General features: G+C 74.4%; 23 protein-coding genes. 14 read left to right on the top strand and 9 right to left on the bottom strand.

Annotated elements, in window-relative coordinates:
• The first annotated feature begins 4 nt into the window (after positions 1-4).
• Positions 5-445, top strand: a complete 441-nt coding sequence (locus tag ABZ234_RS17270) for a VOC family protein (RefSeq protein ID WP_355012742.1) — start codon at positions 5-7, stop codon at positions 443-445.
• 320 nt (positions 446-765) lie between these two features.
• Positions 766-1161, top strand: coding sequence for a transcriptional repressor (locus tag ABZ234_RS17265; RefSeq protein WP_344181538.1), 396 nt, complete (start codon positions 766-768; stop codon positions 1159-1161).
• Between the two features lie 398 nt (positions 1162-1559).
• Here ABZ234_RS17265 and ABZ234_RS17260 read toward each other — a convergent pair whose 3' ends face one another.
• From ABZ234_RS17260 to ABZ234_RS17225, 8 genes are all read right to left on the bottom strand, one after another.
• Entirely contained in the window at positions 1560-3023 is a 1464-nt protein-coding gene (locus ABZ234_RS17260) for an alpha/beta fold hydrolase (protein ID WP_355012741.1), read from the bottom strand.
• Between the two features lie 163 nt (positions 3024-3186).
• Positions 3187-3627: a hypothetical protein gene (locus ABZ234_RS17255; protein WP_355012740.1), complete on the bottom strand. Its 441-nt coding sequence runs from the start codon at positions 3625-3627 to the stop codon at positions 3187-3189.
• The gene (locus ABZ234_RS17250) at positions 3624-4205 is read right to left on the bottom strand and encodes a hypothetical protein (protein ID WP_355012739.1); all 582 of its coding nucleotides are present in this window, start codon (positions 4203-4205) and stop codon (positions 3624-3626) included. The genes ABZ234_RS17255 and ABZ234_RS17250 overlap by 4 nt, the downstream gene beginning before the upstream one ends.
• A 99-nt stretch (positions 4206-4304) precedes the next feature.
• A complete protein-coding gene (locus ABZ234_RS17245; RefSeq protein WP_355012738.1) occupies positions 4305-5060 on the bottom strand; it encodes a haloacid dehalogenase-like hydrolase in 756 nt (251 codons plus the stop codon).
• Positions 5061-5112: 52 nt separating this feature from the next.
• On the bottom strand, positions 5113-6447 hold the full coding sequence (locus tag ABZ234_RS17240; protein ID WP_355012737.1) for an aminotransferase class III-fold pyridoxal phosphate-dependent enzyme: 1335 nt from the start codon (positions 6445-6447) through the stop codon (positions 5113-5115).
• Positions 6434-7204 (bottom strand): class I SAM-dependent methyltransferase, encoded by a 771-nt coding sequence (locus ABZ234_RS17235; protein ID WP_355012736.1) that lies wholly within the window; start codon positions 7202-7204, stop codon positions 6434-6436. The genes ABZ234_RS17240 and ABZ234_RS17235 overlap by 14 nt, the downstream gene beginning before the upstream one ends.
• A gap of 164 nt (positions 7205-7368) precedes the next feature.
• Positions 7369-7731, bottom strand: coding sequence for a VOC family protein (locus tag ABZ234_RS17230; RefSeq protein ID WP_330161201.1), 363 nt, complete (start codon positions 7729-7731; stop codon positions 7369-7371).
• A 116-nt stretch (positions 7732-7847) separates the two neighbouring features.
• Positions 7848-9191 (bottom strand): NAD(P)/FAD-dependent oxidoreductase, encoded by a 1344-nt coding sequence (locus tag ABZ234_RS17225; protein ID WP_355012735.1) that lies wholly within the window; start codon positions 9189-9191, stop codon positions 7848-7850.
• 197 nt (positions 9192-9388) lie between these two features.
• On the opposite strand from ABZ234_RS17225, the gene ABZ234_RS17220 reads away from it, so the two are divergent.
• The 12 genes from ABZ234_RS17220 (at position 9389) to ABZ234_RS17165 (ending at position 24992) form a co-directional block, all read left to right on the top strand.
• Positions 9389-10315 carry a DUF1702 family protein gene (locus ABZ234_RS17220; protein ID WP_355012734.1) on the top strand — a complete coding sequence of 309 codons (927 nt, stop codon included), beginning with the start codon at positions 9389-9391 and terminating at the stop codon, positions 10313-10315.
• On the top strand, positions 10305-12242 hold the full coding sequence (locus ABZ234_RS17215) for a VCBS repeat-containing protein (protein WP_355012733.1): 1938 nt from the start codon (positions 10305-10307) through the stop codon (positions 12240-12242). The genes ABZ234_RS17220 and ABZ234_RS17215 overlap by 11 nt, the downstream gene beginning before the upstream one ends.
• Entirely contained in the window at positions 12239-13165 is a 927-nt protein-coding gene (locus tag ABZ234_RS17210) for an enediyne biosynthesis protein UnbU (protein ID WP_355012732.1), read from the top strand. Before ABZ234_RS17215 ends, ABZ234_RS17210 begins: the two co-directional genes overlap by 4 nt.
• Entirely contained in the window at positions 13162-18882 is a 5721-nt protein-coding gene (locus tag ABZ234_RS17205) for a type I polyketide synthase (protein ID WP_355012731.1), read from the top strand. The genes ABZ234_RS17210 and ABZ234_RS17205 overlap by 4 nt, the downstream gene beginning before the upstream one ends.
• Positions 18875-19324, top strand: a complete 450-nt coding sequence (locus tag ABZ234_RS17200; protein WP_355012730.1) for an acyl-CoA thioesterase — start codon at positions 18875-18877, stop codon at positions 19322-19324. The genes ABZ234_RS17205 and ABZ234_RS17200 overlap by 8 nt, the downstream gene beginning before the upstream one ends.
• Positions 19325-19370: 46 nt before the next feature.
• Positions 19371-20033, top strand: a complete 663-nt coding sequence (locus ABZ234_RS17195; protein WP_267944660.1) for a hypothetical protein — start codon at positions 19371-19373, stop codon at positions 20031-20033.
• Positions 20034-20254: 221 nt separating this feature from the next.
• Entirely contained in the window at positions 20255-21439 is a 1185-nt protein-coding gene (locus tag ABZ234_RS17190) for a glycosyltransferase (RefSeq protein WP_355012729.1), read from the top strand.
• Positions 21436-22341 (top strand): PfkB family carbohydrate kinase, encoded by a 906-nt coding sequence (locus ABZ234_RS17185; protein ID WP_355012728.1) that lies wholly within the window; start codon positions 21436-21438, stop codon positions 22339-22341. The genes ABZ234_RS17190 and ABZ234_RS17185 overlap by 4 nt, the downstream gene beginning before the upstream one ends.
• Complete coding sequence (locus tag ABZ234_RS17180) at positions 22334-22903, top strand: response regulator transcription factor (protein WP_355012727.1); 570 nt, start codon at positions 22334-22336, stop codon at positions 22901-22903. Before ABZ234_RS17185 ends, ABZ234_RS17180 begins: the two co-directional genes overlap by 8 nt.
• Positions 22890-23378, top strand: coding sequence for an adenylyltransferase/cytidyltransferase family protein (locus ABZ234_RS17175; RefSeq protein ID WP_355012726.1), 489 nt, complete (start codon positions 22890-22892; stop codon positions 23376-23378). Before ABZ234_RS17180 ends, ABZ234_RS17175 begins: the two co-directional genes overlap by 14 nt.
• Positions 23371-24366 carry an NAD-dependent epimerase/dehydratase family protein gene (locus ABZ234_RS17170; RefSeq protein WP_355012725.1) on the top strand — a complete coding sequence of 332 codons (996 nt, stop codon included), beginning with the start codon at positions 23371-23373 and terminating at the stop codon, positions 24364-24366. Before ABZ234_RS17175 ends, ABZ234_RS17170 begins: the two co-directional genes overlap by 8 nt.
• On the top strand, positions 24363-24992 hold the full coding sequence (locus ABZ234_RS17165; protein ID WP_355012724.1) for an SAM-dependent methyltransferase: 630 nt from the start codon (positions 24363-24365) through the stop codon (positions 24990-24992). The genes ABZ234_RS17170 and ABZ234_RS17165 overlap by 4 nt, the downstream gene beginning before the upstream one ends.
• On the opposite strand, the gene ABZ234_RS17160 is transcribed toward ABZ234_RS17165, so the two are convergent.
• Positions 24934-25557, bottom strand: coding sequence for a response regulator transcription factor (locus ABZ234_RS17160; protein ID WP_355012723.1), 624 nt, complete (start codon positions 25555-25557; stop codon positions 24934-24936). The genes ABZ234_RS17165 and ABZ234_RS17160 overlap by 59 nt on opposite strands.
• Between the last annotated feature and the right edge of the window lie 212 nt (positions 25558-25769).

Genomic DNA, 25769 nt, shown 5'->3' with positions numbered 1-25769 from the left:
GGGCATGAGTGACATTCCTGCGCGTCTGACCGTGGTGACACTCGGTGCCCGCGACATGCCCGGGCTCCGCCGGTTCTACCGGGCCCTGGGATGGGAGGAGGTGGAGTCCAGCGGCGACGGCTGGTCGGGCTTCCTCCTGGGCGGGGTGCTGCTGTCCCTGTACCCCCTGGAGGAGCTGGCCGCCGAGGCGGCGGACGGGGCCCCCGCCCCGGCCGGGTGGTCCGGGTTCACCCTCGCCTGCAACGTGGACGGCCCCGAGCAGGTGGACGAGTCGTTCGCGGCCGCGGTCCGGGCCGGCGCCGCGGTCGTGGCCGAACCGGTGGAGCGCCCCTGGGGAGGGCGGTCCGCCTACGTCGCGGACCCCGAGGGCAACCGCTGGGAGATCGCCTGGGCGCCGGGCGCGGGGTTCGACGACCGGGGGGCGCTGACCTCCTTCGGAGCCTGACACCGACCCGGGGCGTCCGTCCCGGGCGGTGGGGCCCGCGGGTGCGGCCCGGCGCCTGGCATGTTCCGGGAGGCCGCGTACGTCCGCCGACGGCCGCGACCGGGGACGGCCGCCCCCGGGAGGCGTCAAGTGCGCCCATGGCGGGGGTTTTGAGGGGGTACGGGCGCGGTCATGATACGGTTATGAAAATCATTTCCATACAGTCTGTGTCACAGGACCGGAGGACCGTGACGTGACCGGAGCAAGGGAGCTACGGCGCAGGACGCCGGGACCCGCGGGCGCGCCCCCCGCCGCGAGAAGCCCCCGGGCGGTCGGCTGAGATGCCCAGGGTGTCCCAGTACGACGACGTCGTCCTCGGTGCGCTGGACCGGAGCACGCACTTCCGCAGCTGCCAGGAGATCCACGCCGCCCTCGGCGGGAGGCGTTCGAGCGGCCCCGGGCCGCCCAGCCTGTCCACCGTCTACCGCACCCTCCACCGGCTGGCCCAGGAGGGCGTCCTCGACACCCTCCACTCACCCGGGGGAGAGCGCCTCTACCGCCTGTGCAGGACCTCCTTCCGCCACCACCACCTGCTGTGCCGCGTCTGCGGCCGGGTGGAGGACGTCGCGCAGGCGGACGAACTGGCGGCGGTCGCCGACCGCGTGCGGCGCGACAGCGGGTTCGCGTCCCTGGACTACTCCTTCGAGCTCTCGGGCGTGTGCCCGCGCTGCGCCTAGCACCGCAGCGACAGGTCGCGCTGTCATGAACTCGCGTACCGCGTCCGTTCCGCGGGCCAGGACACGCCCCGTGCGAAGAGTCCGTGCGGGCGGCCGGGGCGCGGTGGGCGGCCGGGAAGTGCTTCCGGACCGCGCACGAAGGCCGTGCCCCGGCGACGCCCCCAGCCGGCCGGTGCGGTCACCGGCGGCCCCCGTCGGCCCTTCCGGGAGAGCGCGGGCGGTCCTCCTGCCGTCCCCACCGCCCATGCCGGGCGCCGCCGTCCCGAACCGGGCCGTGCACGGTGGAGTCCTCAGGGCGCCGGTCCGGGCCCACGGCGGGGCGTGAGGTTGACGGCCCGCCCGGGCCCACGGCGGCGCGGGGGGCGCGGGGGGGCGCACCGCCGTGGGCGGACACGCACTCAGTCCTCGGGGGTCGGCGCGGGCGGTCCCGGACACGTCTGCGTGGTGGTCCGCCCGGTGGCGAAGAAGTCGACGGCCGCCGCGGCGCAGTCCAGGTCGGAGAGGGTTCCGTGCCCGTCGTCCTCCACACTCATGACCTCTCCGCCGATGGCCCGCCCCATGTCCAGGGCCCAGACGTGAGGGGTGACCATCTCGTCGACGTGGCCCACCAGCTGCAGGGGGCTGTCCCCTCGGTGCAGATCCGGTTTCACACCCTCCTCGGGCCACCCGACACAGGAGTGCTCGTAGAAGCCCAGGGTGCCCATGACGGGGTACCGCTCGGCCCGTTCCAACCGGTTCTGCCACACCTGGTCGAAGTCACGCGGGCTGTCGGAGTCGTTGCACAACAGCGACACCTGCGCGAAGGCGTCGAAACCGCTGGGTTCGGCGTCCCAACCGGCGCCGGGGACGGGCCCGTTGCGAACCCCCCACTCGGGCACGCCTCCGTCGAGGAGCGTGACGAGGGAGCGGGCGTTGGCGGGCCATTCACGTTCGGGGGTGGCCAGCAGGGCGGTCACGGTGCCGCCGTCGGCGACCGTCCCGTCGGGGCCGGTGCGGGGCGCTTCGGTCAGTTCTTCCCGTAGTCCGTACACCTCGTCCCGGATACGGTCGGCCTCCGTGCCGAGGCCGTAGTGGCCGTCGTGCTCGGCCACCCAGTCGGTGAAGCGGTGGAACGCGGCCTGGGCCGCCATGGCCTGCCCCTCGTCCAACACGGTGACACTGGCCTCGGGCGACATCACCGAGTCCAGGAGCATGGCCTCGACCCGGTCGTCGTACATCGACCTGTAGGCGGCGCCGAGCAGGGTTCCCCAGGACACCCCGTAGTAACCGATCGTCTCCGCTCCCAGTGCCTCACGGATCAGATCCATGTCCCGGGCCACGTTCTCCGCGGTCAGCGAGGTCACCAGCTCGGGGTCGTGGGCATGGCATTCGCGGTTGATCCGGCTCTGCTCCTCGGCGACGCGCCGTGCGCTCTCCTCGTCGCTCAGGCCGGGGTCGGGGTCGGCTCCCCCCATATCGCACTTCACGGCGTCGCTGTAGCCCACGCCGCGCGGATCGAAGCCCACGAGGTCGTGGCCCAGCGCCAGGCCCGCGGCCTCGCTGTCGAGGATGCGCCCGGGCATGGTCACGCCCTGATGCCCCGGGCCGCCGGGGTTGAACAGGATGGGATAGGCGTTCTCCCCGGTGGCGGGCACACGGGTCACCGCTATGTCGATCGTGCGCCCGTCGGGATCCCCGTGGTCCAGGGGCACCGGAACGGTGGCGCACAGGGTGCGGTCGTCGCTCTCGTCCCACCCCCGGGCGACCTCGGAGCACAGCCGCCACTCCGGTTCCGGGCCGGGGGCGGCCGAGGCGGGGGTGGCCGAGGCGGTGAGCAACAGTCCGGAGGCTGCGGCCAGCGCGGCGCTTCGGGCAGGGGGCACGGGTGTTCTCCACTCACATGGCTCTGTACGGGGCCCGCCGTCCGCGGTCGAACGGCGGGAGTCCTCCGCAGGCTACTGTCGGCCGCTCCGTGCGCGCCTCCCTCCGCCGGAGGACCCGACGGGCCTTCGAACCGACTTTCGTCGGGGGCCGCCCGGGCCCCGGTCAGCCCAGCCTCCCGCGCCGGGGCCACCACGGCCGCGACGCCCACACGCCCAGGGCGGCCCCGGCCAGGATCATCCCCGCCGTGAACAGCCACTCGCGCGACCCCTCGGGGCCGTACACGCGGGTGGCCGAGCCGACGTCGAAGGAGGGGGTGGCGGCGCCGACGACACAGGAGGCCCGGTCGGCGCCGTGCAGGTAGACGTCCTCGCGCGCCGTCCCGCCGTCGTCGGGCAGGTGTGTGCCGTAGCAGGTGCAGGACTCGTGGCCGAGGTGGCTCACGCACTCCACCCCGGCCGCGGTGAACGTGCCCGGCTCGCCGTCCGCCGAGGCCGCCCGCGCGACCCGCTCCACGCTGGTGGCCCCCAGCCAGACCACGAGCACCGCGAGGAGGAGGACCACCACGTTGAAGGGGCCCGGCCGCGCCCCGCCCGGCCGCGTCACCGGACCGGGTCCTCCTCCCGCGCCGCGGCGCAGCCGCACGACATCGCCGCCGCCTCGTCCGGGCGCGGATGCGTGTGCAGGTACATCGCCACGACCATCGGTGCGAACACCAGGGCGTTGTACAGCAGGTGGAGCTCCACCCTGGGCACCACGAACTGGATGAGGCTCATCGGCGCGGCCCCTCCGCCCAGGTGCGCCCCCGACAGGGCCTGGAGCAGCAGGAGCAGGTGTTCCAGGTGGTGCCACACCTGGATCCAGAGGGAGGCGAGCCACCAGGAGCGGGAGCGCCCGGAGAACCCCGGCAGGAGCAGGAACAGCCCGACCAGCATGATCAGGGCGTAGCCGTAGTGCATCCACTCGGAGGTGACCAGCCACGGAAAGGGGATGCCCAGCACGCCCCGCGCCTCCGGCACGGGCCAGTCCAGGACGTAGATCTGCGCGGCCTGGACCAGGTGCTCGGCCCAGTGGGCGACCACGACCACCATGAACACCCACAGTGCCGTCCTGTGGCGGTCGCTGTTCACGGTGGCCAACAGGCCGCCGCGGTGGCGCGTGGTCGGGTCAGGTCGGGTTGCCATGGGGGACTCCTCGGGTGTGTGGTCGGACGGGGTGCGGGGCGGTCGCGGACGGGTGCGCCCGCGGGGCCGGGGACGGGGTGCACCGCCCCCGGGCGGGTCTCAGGGGCCCGGGACCTTCGGCGGGGCGGCTCCCCGCGGGCTCCGCGGGACCCGGTGACGCGCGAAGGACAGCACGGCCGCGGTGAACGCGCGGGTGTCGCACAGGTCGGCCAGGACGGCGTCCGCCCCCGCACGGGCGAGGGCGCCGGCGTCGGCGCGGCCGGTCGCCACGCCGAGCACGCGCGCGTGGCCGGCCGCCGCCACCGCGGCGTCGGCCGGGGAGTCCCCGACCAGGAGGGTCTCCCCGGCCGGGAACTCCCGCCCGGCGCGGAGCCCGGCCGCGTGCCGTGCCTGGAGGACCACCCCGGCCTTGGTCGCGGCGGTGTCGCCGTAGCCTCCGCACGCCCACTCCACGTGCCGGTCGAGGCCGAAGGCGGCCAGCTTGGCGCGGGCGACGGAGCGCAGGTTGCCGGTGGCGACCCCGGCCCGGACCCCGGGGAGGGCCGCCGCCGCGGCCATGGCCTCCCGCGCCCCGGGCAGGACACGCCCCTGGGCGCGAAGGCCCCCGGGATCGCCCGCCACCAGGTCCCCGAACAGCTCCAGCGCGCGCCCGACCAGGGGCCCGCCGGGGTCGGCCCCGTTGAGCCGCAGGGTCTCGGCCATCGTGTGCGGTTCGGTCCTGCCCGCTCCCGATGGCGGCAGGACGGGGTCGGCCGTCCCCAGCAGCCGGGTCGCGACGGCCAGGTACGCGCGCCGGTCGAACAGGGTGGTCGTGACGAGCGTGTGGTCGATGTCCCAGAGGAGGAGCAGAGGCAAGGAAGGACCTCCAGTCGTCGTGCGGGCCGGTTCCCGGCCGGCGGGCGCCGCCTCAGACGAAGCCCTTCGTCCCGTCGGCGGGCGCCCACCCCGAGGCGAGGGCCTCCAGGGCCCCGTCGAGCGCGGCGAGCAGTTCGTCGACGTCGCCGTCCCCGAAGACGAGCGGGGGGATGACCATGAGAGCCGGGACGGCGTTGAGCACCGACACCAGCACCCCGCGCTCCTCCAGCGCCAGGCGCGCCTTGTTGACGAACCACGGGTCCTCGGCCGCTGCGCCGGCGAACTCCACCACGTACATCAGCCCCGTGCCCCGGACGGCGGACACCGACGGACGGCGGCGTGCCAGGTCCAGCAGGCCGGCGCGGAGCCGCTCGCCCTGGGCGGCCACGTTCGCGAACACCTTGCCATCCGCCAGCGCCCGCAGGACGGCCAGGGCCGCGCTCAGCGCGACGGGGTGCCCGTCGTGGGTGGAGCCCGTGGCGAAGAACCTCTCCACCGGGGCGGCGAGCAGGGCGCGGTGGACCCGCTCCCCCAGGCAGACGGCGGAGAGTCCGGCGTATCCGCTGGTGAGGCCCTTGCCGAGGAGGAGGATGTCCGGGTCCAGACCCAGTTGGGCGCTGCGGGTGTAGCCGCCGGTCCGCCCCATGCCCGTGGTCACCTCGTCGACCACCAGGTGGATCCCGTGGGTGCGGCAGAAGGCCGACAGCTCCGCGGCCTGGCCGCGGGTCAGGACGTGGCCCCCCTCGCCGATGACGGGTTCCACGATGATCGCGCTCACGCGGTCGGGGCCGTGGTCCTCCAGGAGCTCCAGCGCGCGCGCCATGTCCGCCGGCGCGGCGTCCTCGCCGTGGGGCGCCCGCGTGTGGATGACGTCGGGGAGCAGGGGGCCCGCGTGGTGGTGGAGGTAGGACAGCCCGGTGACGGCGCTGGCGCCCGGTCCGAAGCCGTGGAAGCCCCCCCACAGGCCCACCACCGCCGTGCGGTGCGGCTCGCCCTCCAGGAGGCGCAGGTGGCGGGAGAGCAGGACCGCGGTCTCCACGGCCTGGGCGCCGTTGCTCTGGAAGCGGACGTGGTCGATCCCCTCCGGAAGGACCCGGACGAGGGCCTCGGCGCACTCCACGGCGATCTGCGCCGGGCGGCCGTAGCCCCACATGTTGCCGTAGGGGAGGCGGCCGACCTGCTCGCGCACGGCCTCGACCAGGCCGGGGTGCCCGTAGCCGAGGGTCACGTTCCAGAACCCGGACCTGGCGTCCAGGTACCAGCGGCCCGCGGCGTCGCGCACCCGTACCCCGTCACCCTCCACGATCATCTCGTCGGGCTCCAGGTAGGACAGGAACGCCTCCATGGAGGTGCTGTTCCACAGCGGGAACGCGTCAGGGGAGGTCAACGTGGTCCTCGATCCGCTCGTAGACGGACACGTTGTGCACGCTCTGGGAGGTGAAGGCCTCGCCGTCCCAGCCGCTCCACCGGTGGCGCAGGCGCAGGCCGGCGATCTGGGCCATGAGGTCGAGCTCGGCCGGCCAGGCGTAGCGGACCGGGACCGGGAGCAGGCGCACGCTCCCGTTCTCGAAGGAGATCTGCTGCATGAACATGCGCTGCCCGGCGCGGTCGTGCTCCACGACCCACAGGCCGACCCGCTCGGCGCCGACGTGTTCGACGAACACGCCCTGCTGCTCGTCCTCGTCCATCCGGGGGACGCGGGCGGGCACCTCCACCACGAAGACGCCGCCCGGGCGCAGGTGGCGCGCGACATTGGTGAAGCAGCGCACCTGCTCGGCCTGGGACTCCAGGAGGAACAGGGTGTTGTCGACGCACGTCACCAGGGAGAACTCGCCGTCCACGGGGACGTCGGCCAGGTCGCCCTCGACGACGGCGACCCGCTCGGCTCCCGGCTTGCCGGCCAGGCGGTCGATCATCTCCCGGGAGGACTCCACCCCCGTGACCGTCAGCCCCGACGCCGCGAGCGGCACCGCCACCCGGCCCGTTCCGACGCCCAGTTCGAGGACGGGGCCGCCGTCGGCGAGTTTGCTCAGGGCGGACAGGCAGTCGGAGTCGCTTTCCTCGCCATACCAGGTGTCGAATACGTCGGCTATTCCATCGCCGTAATCGGCCTTTTCGTTCCGGCCGGTCCGCTTATCGCTCATACCGTGACACTAGGGTGGCGGGACGCCCTCCTCCATAGGGAATAGGTACCACAACCGCCCCGTATCCGGGACCGGCCCCGGAGCCCTCCGCGGCCGGTCCCCGAACGCCGGACGGGGGCGGTCCGGGCTCGGACCGCCCCCGCCGGGGACCTGTGACCGCCGGGTCAGCCCAGCATCTGCACCAGGCTCAGCCGGTGGTCCTCGGGGCTCTTGAAGTCGAACCACGCCAGCGCGTCCGGGATCTCCTGGCGCTCGCCGCACTCGACGTCCACCGAGGCCAGGCGCTTCTTCTCGGCGTCCAGGTCCTCGACCCCGAACAGGACCTTGGCCCCGGCCGCCTCGGCCTCCTCGTCGCCCGTGGTCAGGAGCAGGCTCACGCCCTCGCGCAGGTCGAACTCCACGTCGGTGGGGGAGGGCTCCCCGGAGGGGCCGTGGCCCAGCACCTTCGTGTACCACGCGGTCGCCGCCTCCAGGTCCTTGACCGGGAGGTTGATGATGACGAGGGTCGGGCTGAATTCTTCGCTCATGTTCTCCTCTTTCCCTGTTTCTCCCGTGCGCGCGGCATCGTGGCCGAACGCCGGGACGGCACCGGCCAGACATTATCCAATCCGGCCCTGGAAAGTCCATTCGGCACTTCTGGTACCTAGGTGGTACCCATGATCTCTTGTGCCGCGCGGACCCCGCTTGATATTGCTCCGTTCATGCCGCTGTCGTGTGGACTGGTATGCTCTCCCGCGAAATGGCAGTTGCCTTCCGGAAGTGCTTCGACACCGGCCAGGGAGGCGAACTGGCCCGGCCGGTAGAACGCGTACGAACCGAGCGACCACGGATGCGCCGACCAGTCCCAGGTAACGGCGCGTCCGGTCCATGACGAGGCCACGCCCGGAACCAGCGAATCGAACTCGGCCAGGAACCGGTCCGCGATCGCCACGGGGTCGGCGGAGGGGGCCCGCCCGGTGCGCAGGTTGACCAGCACGGCGGACCCCCCGTCCCCCGGAAGGCCCAGGGTCTCGTCCCAGCACGACTGGAAGCCCCCGTCGGAGACGGCCGCCCCGTTGCAGCCGACCGAGGTCCACGGCCTCCCCGTGAACTCCATGTGCGTGCGCACCGCCGAGCCCATCCCCAGCTCCCGGACGGCACGCATGCGGTCCGGCCCGAACTCAGCCCCGGACAGGTCCACGCGCGCCCCGAGGACGGAGAAGGGGACGGTCAGGACGGTGCGGTCCGGCCGGACCTCGAAGACCCCCCCGCCCCCGCCCCGGTCCAGGACCAGGACGGTGCGGCCGGCCCCGTCCCTGCGCAGGGCGACCAGTTCGTGGCCGAGCCTGAGCCGGCCGGGCAGCCGCTCCGCGAGCAGCTCGGCCACGCGCCCGGTGCCGCCCCGTACGGCGTACCGGGCGTCGGCCGGACCGAAGAGTCCGAACTCGCCGGGAGGGTTGGCGCCGAGCAGGGTGACCAGGTGGAGCGCGCTCAGCTCCGCGGCGTCGGCTCCCAGCTCCCAGGCGTAGGCGGTCCCGAGGAGGCGGGCCAGGCGGGTGCCGGGGACCGTGCGCCCGAGGTAGTCCTCCACGGACATGGCGTCCAGTTCCAGGGCGCGGGGGGTCATGTGGCCGCGGCCCGGCGCGCGGCCCGCCGCCTGCCGGTCGGCGCGCACGACCGGGTCCAGTTCGCGGTACTCCGCGTCGGCCTCCTCCAACGGGTAGGGCGCCCCGCCGATCCACAGCAGGGGCCCGGCCCCCGCGTCCCGGGAGGCGTGCAGGTCGACCGTGTCCAGGCCGAGGCGGTCCAGGAGCCGCAGCAGCCGGGTGTCCCCCGAGTCGATCAGCTGGGCGCCGCGCTCGACCGTGCGGTCCCCGAAGGCGTCGACCGTCCAGCAGCGGCCGCCGACCCGGTCGGAGGCCTCGTACACCGTCACCTCGTGCCCGGCCCGTGTCAGCTCGTCGGCGCAGGCGAGTCCCGCCAGCCCCGCTCCCACAATGGCGATCATCCGTTTTTTATAGCTGTTCTTCGGTATGCGTTGTGTAACCGGATTCAGTGGACGGTACTTTTCTGGTACCGGTTGTATTCGATTCGGTACCTCTTTCCTATTGGGGTGGTTTGTGAGGGAACGTAGATTCGTCGGGTGCGATACAACCAGGGGCGGTGGTCATGTACCTAGGCCGGGCGAAAACGAAGTTCCGATCCGTGTTGCAATTCCCTCTCGAGGAGACGACGTTCGCCTCCCGCGGGTTCGACCCGGGGGAGGCGGGGACGGTGGCCCGCCTGGAGGCCGTCGGCGCGGCGTTCCACCGGGGCTACAGCACGGCGCTCGACGACCCCGCCCGGGCTCCGGAGGCCTTTCCCGAGCAGTACGGCCCCGACGCGGGCTTCGTCTACGAGGGGGCGGCCATGGCCCTGTGCCTGACCGACGCGCTCAGCCTCCCGCGCCGCACCGACTTCTCCCGCATGCTCCGCGGGCGCGCCCGCCGCAGCCCCTACACGGCGCACGTCGGCGCGGGCTGGGCCCTGGCCCGCCTGCCGCGCGTGCTCTGGCAGCCGGTCCTACGCCAGCTCGACCCCCTCCTGGGCTGGCTCGCCTGGGACGGATACGGCTTCCACCAGGTGTTCTTCGGCGGCGCCGGCCGGCGGCTGAGCGCGCCGCTGCCCGGATACGTCCGCCACGCCACCGCGCAGGGGGCGGGCCGCGCCCTGTGGTTCGCCCGGTGCGCCGAACCGGAGCGGATCGCCCGCACCGTCGGCCGGGCCCCGCACGGGTTCCACGGCGACCTGTGGAGCGGTGTCGCCCTGGCCGCCGCCTTCACCGGGGCCGCGCCGGACCGGGTCGGCCGGCTTCTCGACGCCGCCGGGGGCCACGCACCCGCCCTGGCCCAGGGAGCCGCGTTCGCGGCCAAGGCCCTGGTGACCCTCGGACCGGTCGCGCCGGACTCCGAGGCGGCGGTGCGGACCCTGGCGGGCCTCGGCTCCCGGGACGCGGCGGAGGTGACCGACGAGGAACTGGCCGCACTCCCGCCGTGGGGCCGTGACGCGCCCCGGACCGGGACGCCCGCCTACGCGGTGTGGCGGTCGCGGGTGGCGGCCCGGCTGACGGAGGGGGTCCCCAGTGCCCTCTGAGCGGACGCGGTCCCCCCGCCGGCCCCTGCGCGCGCACGCGGCCAAGGGCGTCGCCCTGCTCCTGGTCGCCGCCGCCTTCCTCGTCGCACGGGTGCCCGAACCCGGCGCGGACGAGGTGGACGCCCTGGCCTCCGGCTTCTCCTTCACTCCCCTGGAACTCGAACCGCCCCCCGGGCTCCCCATGAGGCAGGACCGCGACCTGCACCCCGACTACGAGGGCATCCAGGCGTGGATGTCCAGCGTGGGCGCGGGCGTGGCCGTGACCGACCTGGACGGCGACGGGCTCATGAACGACCTGTGCTACGTGGACCCCCGCGTGGACCGGGCCGTGGTCGCCCCCGCCCCGACCGGCCCCTCCCGCTACGACCCCTTCGTCCTCGACACGGGCGACCTGCCCTACGACGACACCATGGCCCCGATGGGCTGCCAGCCCGTCGACGCCGACGCCGACGGCCGCATGGACCTGCTCGTCTACTACTGGGGCCGCAGCCCCTCGCTGCACATGGCGGGCGGGGACGCCGCCCCCTCCGCGGACGCCTACGAGGCCGTCGAACTCCTGGACGGCGGGTTCGAGACCTGGCACTCCAACGCGGCCCTGAGCGCCGACGTGGACGGCGACGGCACGCTCGACCTCGTCATCGGCAACTACTTCCCCGACGACGCGGCGGTCCTGGACACCTCCGGCGGGGGGCGGCCCACCATGCAGCACTCCATGTCCCGGGCCGCCAACGCGGGGGAGAACCGCCTGCTGCTCGGCTCCACCGACCCCGACGGCCCCCTCTTCACCGAAGCCGGCGGGGTCCTGGAGGGCCGGGCGTCCACGGGCTGGACCCTCGCCCTGGGCGCGGCCGACCTCGACGGGGACATGCTCCCCGAGCTGTACGTCTCCAACGACTTCGGCCCCGACGTCCTGCTGCGCAACGACTCCGTGCCGGGCGATCCCTCGTTCACGGAGCTCGGAGGCACCTGGACGCCGACCACCGCCGGCTCCAAGGTCCTGGGGGAGGACTCCTTCAAGGGGATGGGCATCGACTTCGGCGACCTCGACGGCGACGGGCACCTCGACATGGCCGTCAGCAACATCACCGAGGAGTTCGCCCTCTTCGAGAGCAACTTCATCTGGATGAACACCGCCGACGACGGCCTGATCGCCGACGGCAGGGCGCCCTTCCGCGACCGCAGCGAGCAGCTCGGCCTCGCCCGCTCCGGATGGGGGTGGGACATCCGCTTCACCGACCTCGACAACGACGGCCACAAGGAGGTCGTCCAAGCGACCGGCTTCGTCGCCGGGGAGGTCAACCGGTGGCCGGAGATCCAGGAGGTCGCCCTCGTCAACGACGAACTCCTCGCCGACCCCCGGGTCTGGCCCGACCTCGGCCCCGAGACCGACCTGTCCGGCGACGGAGGCCTGAGCTTCTTCGCCCGGGAACGGGGGCAGGGCCGCTTCGCCGAGATCGGCGACCACGTGGGCGTCGGCCGGAGCACGGTCAGCCGCGGCGTGGCCATGGCCGACACCGACGGCGACGGACTCCTGGACATCGCGGTCGCCAACCAGTGGGACACCTCGGTGCTCTACCGCAACGACTCGCCCGACCCCGGCGCCTCCGTCTCGCTCAACCTCGTGCGGCCCGCCGAGCACGGCACCACGCCCGCCGTCGGCACCGCCGTCCGCGTGACCGCGCCCGACGGAAGGGTCCACGTCGCCCAGGTCGACGGCGGCAACGGGCACTCCGGCAAGCACGCGCCCGAACTCGTCATCGGCCTCGGCGAGGCCGGAGACGGGGACCCCGTCCCGGTCGAACTGACCTGGCGCGACGACCAGGGGCGCGTCCACACGGCCGAGGTCACCCTGACCCCCGGCCGCCACACCGTCGTCCTGACCGACGGCGCCGAGATCTCCGAGACCGGCAGCGGGAGCGGATCATGACCGAACTCCGAGTACGAGCGACCGACCGCGAGGACGGCGGCCCCGCCCCGTCGCCGCCGCCCGCACGCGACGTGCGACTCACCGCCCTGCGCCGCTTCGCCGTCGCCATCACGGTCCTCAACGTCCTCGGCTACGCCTACCTGGGCTTCGAGCCGATGGTCGCCGTCCCCCTCGCGGCCCTGGCCACCGCCTACACGATGGAACTGGGACTGGAGTACCTGGACGCGCGGCTCAACGGCCGCCGCCCCAAGTTCCTCGGGGGCGCGCGGACCCTCGTCGACTTCCTGCTGCCCGCCCACATCACCGCCCTCGCCGTCGGGATGCTCCTCTACTCGGGGGAGCGGGTGTGGCCGGTCGTCTTCGGCGTCGTCGTCGCCCTGGCCTCCAAGACCGTGCTGAGGGTCGACACGGGCAAGGGCGTCCGGCACTTCCTCAACCCCTCCAACTTCGGCATCGCCGCGACCCTGGTCACCTTCACCTGGGTCGGCATCGCCCCGCCGTACCACTTCACGGAGAACGTGTCCGGGGCCTGGGACTGGATCCTGCCGGCCCTCATCCTCACCACCGGCAGCCTGCTCAACTTCAAACTCACCAAGCGCGGATGGCTGGTCGTCGCGTGGCTGGGCGGCTTCGCCCTCCAGGGCATCGTGCGGGCGGTGCTCCTCGACGCCTCCCTCGCCGCCGTCCTGGGACCCGTCACCGGACTGGCCTTCGTGCTCTTCACCTTCTACATGGTCACCGACCCCGCCACCACGCCCTCCGGCCCCAGGAACCAGGTGTTCTTCGGGCTGTCGGTCGCGGCGGTCTACGGGGCGCTCACCGCGGCACACGTCGTCTTCGGGCTGTTCTTCGCCCTCGTGGCCGTGTGCGCGGTCCGGGGCCTGTACCTGTACGGACTCTCGAAGTGGGGGAAGGGCCGATGAACGGCGTCGCGATCGTGGGCATGGCGTGCACCTACGGAGGGGCCTCCACCCCCGCCGAACTGTGGGACAACGCGCTCTCCGGGCGTCGCGCCTTCCGGCGCATCCCGGCCGAGCGGCTGGACCTCGCCGACTACCTCGGGGAGTCGGGGACCGACCCCGACCGGATCTCGGTCACCCACGCCGCCGTCCTGGAGGGCTACGAGTTCGACCGCGCCGCCTTCGGGGTGGCCGGTCCCACCTACCGCGCCACCGACCTCACCCACTGGCTGGCCCTGGACACCGCGTCCCGGGCGCTCTCCGACGCCGGCCTGGACGCGACCGCGGGCGCGGCGGACACGTCGGTCTTCGTGGGCAACACCCTGACCGGCGAGTTCACCCGGTCGCACGTGCTCCGGACGCGCTGGCCCTACGTCCGCCGCGTGGTCGCCGGCCTGCTGGCCGAACGCGGGGAGACCGACCCCGGCCTCCTGGACGACCTGCGCGACCGCTTCCTGGCGCCCTTCCCCGAACCGGACGGCGACACGCTCGCCGGCAGCCTGTCCAACACCATCGCGGGGCGCATCTGCTCGCACTTCGGCTTCGGCGGTGGCGGGTACACCGTGGACGGGGCCTGCGCCTCCTCCCTCCTGGCGGTCATCCACGGGTGCCGGGAGATCACCGAGGGCCGGGCCCGTACCGTCGTCGCCGGCGGGGTGGACCTGAGCATCGACCCCTTCGAGCTCGTGGGCTTCTCCCGGGCGGGCGCCCTGGCCCGCGACCGCATGCGCGTCTTCGACCGCGGCTCCTCGGGGTTCCTGCCGGGCGAGGGCTGCGGCATGGTGGTCCTGACCAGGCTGGAGGACGCCCAGGCCCTGGGGCTGCGCCCCTACGCGGTCCTGCGGGGCTGGGGGGTGTCCTCGGACGGCACCGGCGGCATCACCAGGCCCGAGAGCGAGGGGCAGCGCCTCGCCCTGGACCGCGCCTACCGCGAGGCCGGCTTCCACGCGCGAACCGTGTCCTACTTCGAGGCGCACGGCACCGGCACCGTCATCGGGGACCGGGCCGAGCTGAAGGCCCTCTCGGGCCTGGTCGGGGAACCCGGCGACGGGCCGCCGCCCGCCGTGGGCTCGGTCAAGGCGCTCATCGGCCACACGAAGGCCGCCGCGGGCGCGGCCGGCCTCATCAAGGCCGTCATGGCGGTCCACACCCAGGTCGTCCCGCCCACCGCCGGGTGCGAGGACCCCGTCGAGGAGCTCTCCGGGGACCGCGCCCGCCTGCGCACGGTCCGCGAACCCGAGACCTGGCCGCAGGGGAGGCCCCTGCGGGCCGGGGTCAGCTCCATGGGCTTCGGCGGCATCAACGCCCACGTCGTGGTCGAGGGGCTGGCCGCCCACCGGCGCACCGGCCTGGACACGCGCACCGCCACCCTGGGACGCACCCCCCAGGAGAGCGAACTCCTCGTGTTCTCCGCGGACTCCGCCGAGGAGCTCCGGGAGAGGATCGAGGACGCCGCCCGCGTGGCCGACACGCTGTCCTACGCCCAGTACACCGACCTGGCGGCCGAACTCTCCCGCACCCGCGGCAGAGGAGCGCACCGGGCCGCGGTCACCGCCGCCCCGGACGCCGGGCTCCCCGGCCTCCTGCGGCGGGCCGCGGACGCGGTCGCCGCCGGCCGCCGCACCCTCGGCCCCGACGTCTTCACCGCACCGCCCGGAGGGGACGGGGCGCGGATCGGCCTGCTGATGTCGGGACAGGCGGCCTCGGCCGGCCGCACCGGAGGCGCGCTGGCGCGGCGGCTGCCCGCCGTCGCCGACCTCTACGAGGGGGCGGACCTGCCCGAGGGCGATCCGGCCGCCGACACCTCCGTCGCCCAGCCCCGCATCGTCGCCGCGTCCCTGGCCTCGATCGCGGCGCTGGACGCCCTGGGCATCCGCGCCGACCTGGCGGTCGGCCACAGCCTGGGCGAACTCACCGCCCTGGCGTGGGCGGGCGCCCTCTCCGAGGCCGACCTGGCGGCCGTCGTGCGCGAACGGGGCAGGGCGATGGCCGCTCTGCCCGGGGACCACGGGGCCATGGCCGCCCTGGCGATGCCCGAGGAGCGGGTGCGGCCGCTCCTCCCCGACGGCGTCGGTGTCGCCTGCCTCAACGCCCCCGGGGCCACGGTGGTCTCCGGCGGCACCGCGGCGGTCGACCGGGTGGTCCGGGAACTGGACGGCTTGCGCCTCCCGGTCGCCCACGCCTTCCACTCGCCGCTCGTGGCCGGGGCCGCCGCCGACCTGCGCAAGGCGCTGGACGCCGCCGAGGTGACGGACCCGCGCCGACCTGTCTACTCCACCGTCACCGGGGAGCTGCTCGCCCCCGGGACCGACCTGCGCGAACACCTGGTCCGCCAGACCACCGCCCCCGTCCTCTTCGACCGGGCCATGGAAGCCGCCGCCGGGACCGACCTGTGGATCGAGGCCGGACCCGACACCGTCCTCACCCACCTGGCCCGGGGGCGGGGCCTCCCGGCCTTCGCCGTCGAGGCCGGCTCCGACGGAATCGGCGGACTGCTGCGCTGCGCCGCCGCGGCCTGGGCCCTGGGACGGGACGTACGCGTCGAGGCACTGTACGAGCAGCGCTTCCTGCGCCCGATCGACCCCGGCCGGCCCCAGCGCTTCCTCGCCAACCCCTGCGAACGGGCCGCGCCCGCCGCCGCGCCCGAGCCCGAGCGCCGGCCGGCCCCCGTCCCCGGCGCCACCGCCGAGGAGGCCGCCGGGACGGCCCCGGCCGACGTCATCCGGGCCGTGGTCGCCGAACGCGCCGAACTCCCCCTCGCCTCGGTCACAGGGGACACCCGGCTGCGTGCCGACCTGCACCTGAACTCCATCACCGTCGCCCAGCTCATCGCCGAGGCGGCCAGGAGGCTCTCGCTTCCCGTCCCCGCCCACCTCACCGAGCACTCCGGGGCCACCATCGCGCAGATCGCCGAACTCCTGGCGGAGGGACCGGCCACCGGGACGGACACCGGGAAGGCCGACACCGTCGCGGGCGTCGCCCCCTGGGTGCGCGTGTTCACCGTCGACCACGTCGAGGCGCGCCCCTCCCGCCCGGGGACCGGGGGCCCGCGCACGGCACCGGCCGCCGGCGGGGCGGGGGGCGGCGCCCACGTCGTCGCCCGCGACGACGACGCCCTCGGCGCAGCCTTGGCGCTGCGGGACCTGGGGGAGGGCACCCTCGTACTGCGGCCGGCCCGCGACGACGACCCCCTCGCCTGCCTCGACCTGGTCGCCGAGGCGGCCAAGGCCCTCACCGGGGCCCGGCGCCTCCTCGTCGTCCAGGACGCCGACGGCCCCGCGCACGCCACGGCGGCGGGGTTCGCCCGCAGCGCCCACCTCGAACTCGGCGTGCCCGCCGCCGTGGTCACCGTTCCCGCACAGTCCCCCGGGGCCGCCGACCTGGTGGAGGCCGAGGCCGCCTCCCTGGTCGAGCACGGCGGCTACGCCGAGTGCCGCCACCACCCGGACGGGACGCGCACCGAGCCGCGACTGCGCCACCGCCCCCTGGCGGAGCCCCCCGCCGGACACCGCTTCCCCGGCCCCGGCGACGTCCTCCTCGTCACCGGCGGGGGCAAGGGCATCGGGGCCGAGTGCGCGCGCACCCTCGCTGTGCGCACCGGGGCGCGGATCGCCGTCCTGGGGCGCTCGGACCCCGCGGACGACCCCGAACTGGCGCGCAACCTCGCCCGGTTCGAGGAGGACGGCGTGGACCACACCTACCAGCGGGCCGACGTGCGCGACCCCGACTCGGTGCGACGGGCGGTGCACGCCGCCGTCGACGCGCTCGGCCCGGTCACCGGCGTCCTGCACGGCGCGGGGGCCAACGAGCCCGCGGCCCTGACCGACCTGGACCCGGGCGCGCTCGAACACGCCGTCGCCCCCAAGGTCTCCGGCCTGCTCCACCTCCTCGACGCGCTCGACCCCGGCCCCCTGCGCCTCTTCGTCTCCTTCGGCTCCCTCATCGCCCGCACCGGCCTTCCCGGCGAGGCTCACTACGCCCTGGCCAACGAATGGCTCGGCGCTCTCACCGAGGAGGTCGCCTCCCGCGTGGAGGGCTGCCGCGCCCTCGCCGTGGACTGGTCGGTGTGGTCGGGAGCCGGGATGGGCGAACGCCTGGGGACCCTGGACGCGCTGGCCCGGCGCGGCATCGACCCCATCCCGCTCGACACCGGACTCGACCTGCTCCACCGGCTCATCGCCTCGCCGGACGTCTCGGGCGGCGTCGTCGTGACCGGGCGCTACGGCGACGCGCCCACCCTGCGGGCGGAGGAGACGGAGCTGCCCATGCTCCGCTTCCTCGAACGCCCCCGCAGGGTCGTCCCCGGGGTCGAGGCCGTCGCCGACACCGTCCTGCGCGCCGACACCGACCCCTACCTGGAGCACCACGAGTTCGAGGGGGACAGGCTCCTGCCCGCGGTGCTGGGCATGGAGGCCATGGCGCAGGCGGCCTCCGTCCTGACCGGCACGCGCGAGCACCCCGTCCTGGAGGACCTGAGGCTCACCGCGCCGGTGGTCGTCGGACGGGGGGAGGAGGTCACCCTCCGGACGGCCGCGCTCGCCCTGCCCGACGGCACCGTCCGCACGGTCCTGCGCAGCTCCGCAACCGGCTTCGCCGTGGACCACTTCACCGCGGTCCTGCCGTCCCCGGGCACGCCGGACACGGGCCGCCGGGTCGTGCTCCCCGTGGTCCCGGACGCCCCGGTGCCGGTCCGTCCCGACGAGCACCTGTACGGGCGCCTCCTCTTCCAGGGAGGCCCCCTGCGCCGCGTCGGCGCCTACCGGCGGCTCACCGGGTACGACTGCGTCGCGGACCTGGAGGAGGGCCCCGGAGGCGCCTGGTTCGCACCCCACCTTCCCGGGCGCCTGCTCCTGGGCGACCCGGGGCGCAGGGACGCGGCCCTGCACGCGCTCCAGGCGTGCCTGCCCGGCACCCGCCTGCTCCCGGTGGGCGCCGAGCGCGTCACGATCCTGGACACCGCGTCCGCCCCGGCCCTGCTCCACGCCAGGGAGCGCTACGCGGAGGGCGGCCGGCACGTCTTCGACCTGGAGCTGACCGGTGCCGACGGGGCCGTGCTCGAACGCTGGGAGGGGCTGGCCCTCAACGTCATGGGCCCCGGGCCGCTCCCGGTCGGCGTCGAGCTCCTCGGCCCGCACCTGGACCGCAGGGCGGCCGAGGTCACCGGGGTCGCGGGCGTGCGGGTGGCCGTCGAGCGGGGGGACACCCAGGTGCGCAGGCGCGCCCGTGCCGTCCACCGCCTCCTCGGCACCGGCGTCACGGTCCGCGGACGGCCCGACGGCCGCCCCGAGCTGTCCACCGGCGACCAGGTCTCGGTCACCCACTGCGGTGCGGTCACCATGGTCGCCACCGCCCCCGTCCCCGTGGGGGTGGACCTGGTGTGGATGCCCGACACGGCCGAGGCGCGCGTGCGCTGGGACGACGTCCTCGACCCCGACGCGCTCGCCCTGCGCGACGCCCTCGCCGACCGCGACCCCGGACGCGGGCGCGACGAGCACGCGGCCGTGGTCTGGGCCGCTTCGGAGGCCCTGCGCAAGTGCGCCGGCCGGCCCGGCGGCCCCATGACCCTGAAGAGCCTGGACGGCCCGTGGACCCTCCTGGACGGCGGCGGGGCCACCGTCGCCGTCCACCACGACGGCGACGACGTCGCCGCCGTCGCGGTCCGGGGAGGCGCCGGTGCCTGAGAGCTTCGAGTACCGCCACGTCGTCACCCTCGACGAGACCAACCAGCTGGGCAACGTGTACTTCGCCCACTTCCTGCGCTGGCAGGGGCACTGCCGGGAGCTCTTCCTGCGCAGGACCGCCCCCGAGGTCGTCTCCTCGCTGGACCACGAGCACGCCCTCGTCACCGTCCGGGCCGAATGCTCCTACCTGGACGAGCTCTACGCCTTCGACGAGGTCAGCGTGCGGATGCGGGTCGGCGAGGTCGTCCAGAACCGCATGACCCTCTCCTTCGAGTACTGGCGGGCCGCCGGTCGGCAGGACCTGGTCGCCCGCGGAGAGCAGCAGCTCGCCTGGCTGAAGAGGTCCGGGGACGGCTTCGAGCCCGTCCCCGTCCCGGAGGTGCTGCTCCGCGCAATCGACGCCTACCTGGCCGAACCGGTCCGGACGGGGTGGCGCGCATGATCCAGACCGGAGTTGATGCTGATTCGTCACCGACGAGGAGCGTGAGATGACCACCACCGACACGTTGAAGGACCGCTTGCGGGCCGCCGACCCGGCGCTCGCGGCCGAACTGCTGCACTCCAAGACCAGCCACCTGGTCGACGTCATGATCCCCCGCCGCGAGCTCAGCGACGGCAGCCTGGGGTTCAAGGCGAGGGTCCGGACCACCATCACCCTCAAGTTCGGGGGGGACGCCTCCGCGGACACCCCCGAGGAGGTCATCACCCTGGTGGCCGAGGAGTCCGAGATCAGGCTGCACGACCCCGTGCTGACCCTGGACGGTGCCCTGCGGCTGGACCTGGAGACCATCACCTACGATGCCGTCGGCACCAGCGAGGTGCTGTGGCCGGGCGAGCGCGTCCGGCTGCGCGTGGGCCGCGGGCTCGACCCGATGATGCGCCCCACCTTCGGGCGCCTGGAGATCGACCCCCTGGTCAACTTCGGCACCGACCCTGTGCGCAGCGTCCAGGAGGTGTACGTCGAGGCGGACACCCCCCTGGGCACTCTGCACAACCGCCTGCCGGCGGTCATGCACTGCGACCTGACCTCCATCCCGCCGATCGGCCAGCCCTACGTCCAGCAGGGCCAGGTCGCGCTGTACGACGCCGACGGACAGGTCGTCTGCATGAAGACCACGACCGAGAGCGAGCTCACCGCACTGGTGGACTAGGGCCCTTCCCCTGAACCGGCCCCGGGCCCGCCCGGCGGCCCGCACCGGGCGACCGCCCGGACACGCGGACGCCGCCGGGCGGGCGCCCCGGCCCGCCGGGCCGGGCCCTTCCCACACCGGACCCGTCCCCGACCACGGGGAGGGCCCGGCACAACGGTCCCTGCACCGGGGCCGGGGGTCCCCACCGGACCCCCGGCCCGTCGTCCCCACGGAGAGGCGCCATGCGGATCCTGTTCACCACCCTGCCGGTCGAGACCCACCTGCGACCGCTCGTCGCGGTCGCGGAGACCGCCCTGGCCCGGGGGCACGACGTGGCCGTCTGCGCCCCCGAGTCCTTCCGGGACGAGGTCGACCACTACGGCCTGCCCTTCCTCCCCGCCGGGAAGGACTGGATCACCGGCATGCTCGCCCCCCTCTTCGACTCCGAACGCATCCCCCCGGAACAGGTCGACGCCCTGATGCGCCGGCTCGTTTCCGAGGGTCTGCCCGGCGACGGCGCCCTCGCCACGGCCCGCGACGTGCTCGGCCACATCCGCGAGGGCGGCGCCGACGCGGTGGTACGCGAGGCCTACGACATGGGCGGCTACCTCGCGGCCGAGGCCGCCGGGATCGCCCACGCCTCCGTCGGAGTGGTCGGCCGGGTCACCGAGTTCCTGGCCCCCGACCTCCTCGCGCAGCCCCTGGACGAGCACCGAGCGCAGCTCGGACTGCCGCCCGACCCCCGGGCGGAGCGCCTCTACGCCCACCTGCACGCCCACCTCATGCCGCCCGGCTACGACCCGGCCGAGACGGCCATCCCCACGCTGCGCTGCTACCGGCACCGCACGGTGGACCGCCCCGGCGACCGGCTGCCGCCCCTGCTCGGCGGGCTCGACCACTCCCTCCCGCTGGTCTACGCCAGCCTCGGCACCGTGGCGCCCCTGTTCAGGGCCGCGGACACACGGCTGCGGTCCATCATCGACGGACTCGGCGAGGTCGCCTGCGAGGCCGTCGTCGCCGTCGGCCGCGGCCGGGCGGAGGACCTGGGCCGCTCGGCCCCGCCCAACGTCCGCGTCGTGGACTTCGTCGCCCAGCCCCTCCTCCTGGACACGGCCGACCTGCTGGTCACCCACGCAGGTTTCACCAGCGTCAGGGAGGCGCTGCGCGCGGGCCTGCCCATGGTCGCGATCCCCTGGATCGCCGAGAACCACCTGGTCGCCACCAGGTGCGAGGAGCTCGGCCTGGCCCGGCGCCTGGACTGGGAGGACCTCGACGCCGGGCGCGTGGCGGCCGCCTGCCGCGAGGTGCTGGCCGACCCCTCCTTCCGGGCGCGGGCCAGGGGAGTGCAGCGCGACATGCTCGCCCTGCCCTCCCTGGACACGCTCGTCACCGACATCGAGGAACTGGCCGCCGGGGCGGTGCGGTGACCGCCTTCCACGTCGTCGGCGGGACCTACACCGACGACGTCTACTGGGTCGGCTCCGAACTCGACTTCGACGTCAGCCTCACCGCCTCCGGCCACGAGCGGACCCCCGGCGGCCCGGGGGCCTGCCTCGCCCTCGCGCTGCGCCGCCTCGGCGCCGACGTGGAGCTCACCACCGCACTCGGGGACCAGGAGGACAGCGCCCGGGCGCTGTCGCTGCTGGAGTCGGAGGGCGTCCGCGTCGGCCCCCGCCGGGGCACCGGACCGCTGGACCACACGGTCACCCTGGTCACGCCCAGCCTGGAGTCCGTCACCGTCACCCGCAGGGAGCAGCCTCCCCTGGAAGCGGTGCACGACCCGGCCGCCGCCCCGCGGCCGGACACCGTCCTCGTCGTCTGCTCACCGAGCCGGCTCTCCGCCCTCGCCGCCCGGGTACGCGGCCGCCGCCTCGTGCTCGTCCCCCACCTCACCCAGTGCCGCGAACTCGCGGCCATGCCCTCCGGCCGGCGCGCCGACCTCCTCGGGGCGGTCGACCTCCTGGTCGCCAACCGGCGCGAGTTCGACCTCCTCGCACCGCTGCCCGAGACCTCCCTCGTCGGCGCCGTCGCGGTCACCAGCGGTGCGGGCGGGAGCGTCCTGCGCACCGGGGACCGGCGCCTGCGCCAGCCCGCCCTGTCCCGCGGCGGGACGCCCCGCAACCCCAACGGCGCGGGGGAGGCGTTCACGGCCGCGCTGCTGGTGGCCAGGGCCTCCGGCGCCGACTGGGAACCCTCGCTCAGGGCCGCGGCGATCCACGCCGGACGCCACGTCTGCGGCCGGGACTCGCTCTCCTTCCCCCGCAGCAGCCCCCGTGAACTGGTCGCGTCCGGACTGACCCCCACAGAGACGGAGCCCGCGTATGGTTGACCGCCCCCACGTCCTGGTCGTGGACGAGTTCCTCGCCAGAGGACTCAGCCTGGCCGAGGAGCTCTCCCGGGCCGGGCTCGACAGCTCGGCAGCGGCCGACCCCCCGCAGACCTGCGACGGCGTCGACGTCGTCCTGGTCGAGGCCGCCCACCCCCGCCGCGTCGAGGTCATCGGCCGGTTCGCGGGCGGGGGCGGCCCCGCCGCCCTCGTGATCGGATCCGGCGTCTGCCACGAGGCGGTCCTGCACTGCCTGGAGGCGGGCGCGGTCGGCTTCGTGTCGGCGGAGGAGAGCACCGAGAGCCTGGTCGGCGCCCTGCGCGACGTCGTGCGCAGGGGAGCACTGGGAGGCAGGCGCCTCACGCGGCGCCAGACCCAGGTGCTGGCCCTCGTCGCGGTCGGCCTCCCCAACAGGGAGATCGCCACCCGGCTGGGGATACGCCACCACACCGTCAAGAACCATGTGCAGAGCATCCTGGGCAAGCTCGGCGTCGGCAGCCGCACGGCCGCCGTGGTGGCCCTGACCGGGGGCGGACGGGGGAGCGTGGGCCATGGGCACGCCTAGACCGGGCAAGGCCGAGGACCTCGACGGCCTGCGGCGGCTGGGGGAGCGGGCGCGCTCCTCCGGGCTGCGCACCGCCCTGTGCCACGGCTGCTTCGACCTGCTCCACGTCGGCCACGTCCACCACTTCCACGAGGCCGCGGCCCTGGCCGACCTGCTGGTCGTCAGCGTCAGCGCCGACGCCGCGTGCGTGAAGGGGCCGGGCCGCCCCCTGTACGGCGCCGCCGACCGGACCGGCCTGATCGCGGCGCTGGAGGCCGTCGATCACGTCCACGCCGCCGAGGACAGCAGCCCGATGCGCGTCATCGAGGCACTGCGCCCCGACGTGTACGTCAAGGGACCGGACTACGCGCGCAACCCCTGTGTGCGCCTGCGAGCCGAATCGGCACTGGTCGAACGGCTGGGAGGCCGCACGGTCTTCACCGACGAGGCCGTCACCGCGTCCTCGACCGCACTCCTGAGGAGGCTCCATGCCTAGCGCCCCGCACCCGGTCGCCGGACGGCGCGTGCTGGTCACGGGCGGCGCAGGATTCATCGGCAGCCACGTCGTGCGACGCCTGGCGGAGGCGGGCGCGGAGGTGACGGTGCTCGACTCCCTGGACGCCTACGCCTTCGACCAGGCGGAGAGGTTCGGTGTCGGCGCGCTGGCGAAGGTGGTCAGGGGGGACGTCACCGACGCCGGGACCACGGGACCGCTGGTCGCGCGCAGCGACGCGGTGGTCCACGCCGCGGCCCTGGCCGACGTCGCCGCGTGCACGGCGGAGCCCGACCGCGACTTCGCCAGTATGAGGGCCACCCAGGTGGTCCTGGAGGCCGCCCGGCGGCACGGGACGGGGCGTGTCGTCCTGACCTCCTCCGCCCAGGTGTACGGCGACGTCCCGGCACGGGGCGACCGGTTCCACGAGGACGACCCGCTGGGGGAGCCCGGCATGCTCTACGCCAACTCCAAGAGCTGGTCGGAGCGCCAGGCGCGGCTCTACGGGACCCGGTTCGGGGTGCCGGTCACCGTCCTGCGCTATTTCAGCGTCTACGGGCCGCACCAGGTGCCCAAGGCGGGCAGCCACAGCTGGTGCGCGGCGATCTTCTGCGTGCGGGCGCTGCGCGGTCTGCCCCTGGTGGTCCACGGGGACGGCGCGCAGGTGCGCGACATGGTCTCGGTCACCGACGTGGCCGCCGCGACGGCGGAGGCGGTGACCGCGCCCCGGGCGGCCGGGCGCACCGTCAACGTCGGAACCGGGCGGGCCACCCCGATCGCGGAGCTCGCCCGGACCGTGGCGGACCTGGTGCCGGGGGTCCGGGTGACCCGAGGTCCCCGGCCGGCCGGGGACCCGGACGGCGGAGCGGCCGACACCGCCCGCCTGCGCGACCTCCTGGGGTTCGAGGCGCGGACGACGCTGGCCGACGGCCTGCGGCACTACCTCGACTGGACACGGGCCAACCCGGACCTGTTCGGGGAGCGCCCGTGAGCGGGGCCGGCCCCCGGCCGCGGCGGCACGGCGACGACGCGGCCCCGCACGAGCACTCGATCCCCCCGTCCTACTTCGACGGCCGCTACGCCGAGTCCCCCGATCCGTGGAACCTGTCGGTGCGCTGGTACGAGCGCAGGAAGTACGACCTGACCCTCGCCAGCCTGCCCCGGAGGCGCTACGCCTCCGGATACGAGCCCGCCTGCTCGATCGGGGTGCTGACACGGGGGCTCGCCGGGCGCTGCGACCGTCTGCTGGCCGTGGACAGCGCGCACGTGGCGGTCGAGGCCGCCACCGCCGCGCTGGCGGACTCCCCGCACGTGAGCGTGCGCCGGTCGGTGCTCCCCCGGGATCTGCCCGACGCCTCCTTCGATCTCGTGGTCCTCTCCGAGTTCCTGTACTACTTCACCCCCGACGACCTCGAGCTCCTCTCGAAGGGCCTCGGGGACCGCCTGCGGCCCGGCGGCCACGTCGTCTGCGTGCACCGGCGGAGCACGGCGCCGGGACAGGGGTGGGACGGCTTCAACGCGCACCGGGTGGTGGAGGGGCGCATGGGGCTGGACACGGTCATGAGCCTCGACGACCCAGGTTTCGAGATCGTCGTCCTTGAGCGTCGGAAGGGGTGACCGCCGACCAGCCGACGAGCTCGTGGGCCCGTGCGGCGGCCTCGCCCCGCCGCTTCGCCCCGAGCTTGCGCAGGATGTTGTGCACGTGGTTCTTGACGGTGCGCAGCTCGATGAAGAGCTCGCGTGAGATCTGCTGGTTCGAGGCCCCGAGGGAGATGAGGGAGAGGACCTCTTGCTCCCTCCGGGTCAGGTGGACGGCGGGTTTCTGCTCAGGCGCCTGGGAGGCCATGAGGCCGATGTGCCGCCACAGCTGGAAGGCGATGTCCGGGGAGCAGTGCATCTCCCTGCGGACCGCGGCCCTCGTGCTCCTGACGACGTCGTCGATGTCGCCGCTGAGCGGCACGTAGCCCGCCGCACCGGACTCGGCGAGCCCGATGACCCGTTTCTCGGTCTCCTCCACCCCCAGGGCGATGACGGCCAGGGGGACCTTGGCCAGGGAGGAGATCACCTGCTCGACGTTGGGGGCGCTCGCGTTGATCAGGGCCGCGTCGTATCTGCGCGCCTCCGCATGCGTGTGGTCATTGATTTCTCTTAATGAGCACAACGTGACATCGTTGATGTCCACATGTCCCCGAAGGCGTCGGGCGAGGGGCTCCGCGTAGAGTCGGGCATTGTCGATCAGTAACAGGTGCATGCGGCGTCTGCTTTCCAACGTGGCGGGTACCAGGCGGTGACCGTATCCTCGAACCGGAGTGGGTAACAGAGTAGGAAGTCCGGCATTCACTTGTCCATTGACAGTTTTCGTGTCCGTGTAAAGGCGCTGTCGGTCGGAAGAAG

The organism is Nocardiopsis sp. NPDC006198 (assembly GCF_040613895.1).
Taxonomy (GTDB): Bacteria; Actinomycetota; Actinomycetes; order Streptosporangiales; family Streptosporangiaceae; genus Nocardiopsis; species Nocardiopsis tropica.
Note: the sequence above shows the minus strand (reverse complement) of the source record. Positions and strands in the feature narration are given on the sequence as shown.

Bases quoted from the DNA above. Each gene is read 5' to 3' on its own strand.
- ABZ234_RS17265 (WP_344181538.1), top strand. From the start codon at position 766: ATGCCCAGGGTGTCCCAGTACGACGACGTCGTCCTCGGTGCGCTGGAC.
- ABZ234_RS17235 (WP_355012736.1), bottom strand. From the start codon at position 7,204: ATGAGCGATAAGCGGACCGGCCGGAACGAAAAGGCCGATTACGGCGAT.
- ABZ234_RS17210 (WP_355012732.1), top strand. From the start codon at position 12,239: ATGACCGAACTCCGAGTACGAGCGACCGACCGCGAGGACGGCGGCCCC.
- ABZ234_RS17225 (WP_355012735.1), bottom strand. From the start codon at position 9,191: ATGATCGCCATTGTGGGAGCGGGGCTGGCGGGACTCGCCTGCGCCGAC.
- ABZ234_RS17230 (WP_330161201.1), bottom strand. From the start codon at position 7,731: ATGAGCGAAGAATTCAGCCCGACCCTCGTCATCATCAACCTCCCGGTC.
- ABZ234_RS17250 (WP_355012739.1), bottom strand. From the start codon at position 4,205: ATGGCAACCCGACCTGACCCGACCACGCGCCACCGCGGCGGCCTGTTG.
- ABZ234_RS17170 (WP_355012725.1), top strand. From the start codon at position 23,371: ATGCCTAGCGCCCCGCACCCGGTCGCCGGACGGCGCGTGCTGGTCACG.
- ABZ234_RS17190 (WP_355012729.1), top strand. From the start codon at position 20,255: ATGCGGATCCTGTTCACCACCCTGCCGGTCGAGACCCACCTGCGACCG.
- ABZ234_RS17205 (WP_355012731.1), top strand. From the start codon at position 13,162: ATGAACGGCGTCGCGATCGTGGGCATGGCGTGCACCTACGGAGGGGCC.
- ABZ234_RS17195 (WP_267944660.1), top strand. From the start codon at position 19,371: ATGACCACCACCGACACGTTGAAGGACCGCTTGCGGGCCGCCGACCCG.
- ABZ234_RS17175 (WP_355012726.1), top strand. From the start codon at position 22,890: ATGGGCACGCCTAGACCGGGCAAGGCCGAGGACCTCGACGGCCTGCGG.
- ABZ234_RS17180 (WP_355012727.1), top strand. From the start codon at position 22,334: ATGGTTGACCGCCCCCACGTCCTGGTCGTGGACGAGTTCCTCGCCAGA.
- ABZ234_RS17270 (WP_355012742.1), top strand. From the start codon at position 5: ATGAGTGACATTCCTGCGCGTCTGACCGTGGTGACACTCGGTGCCCGC.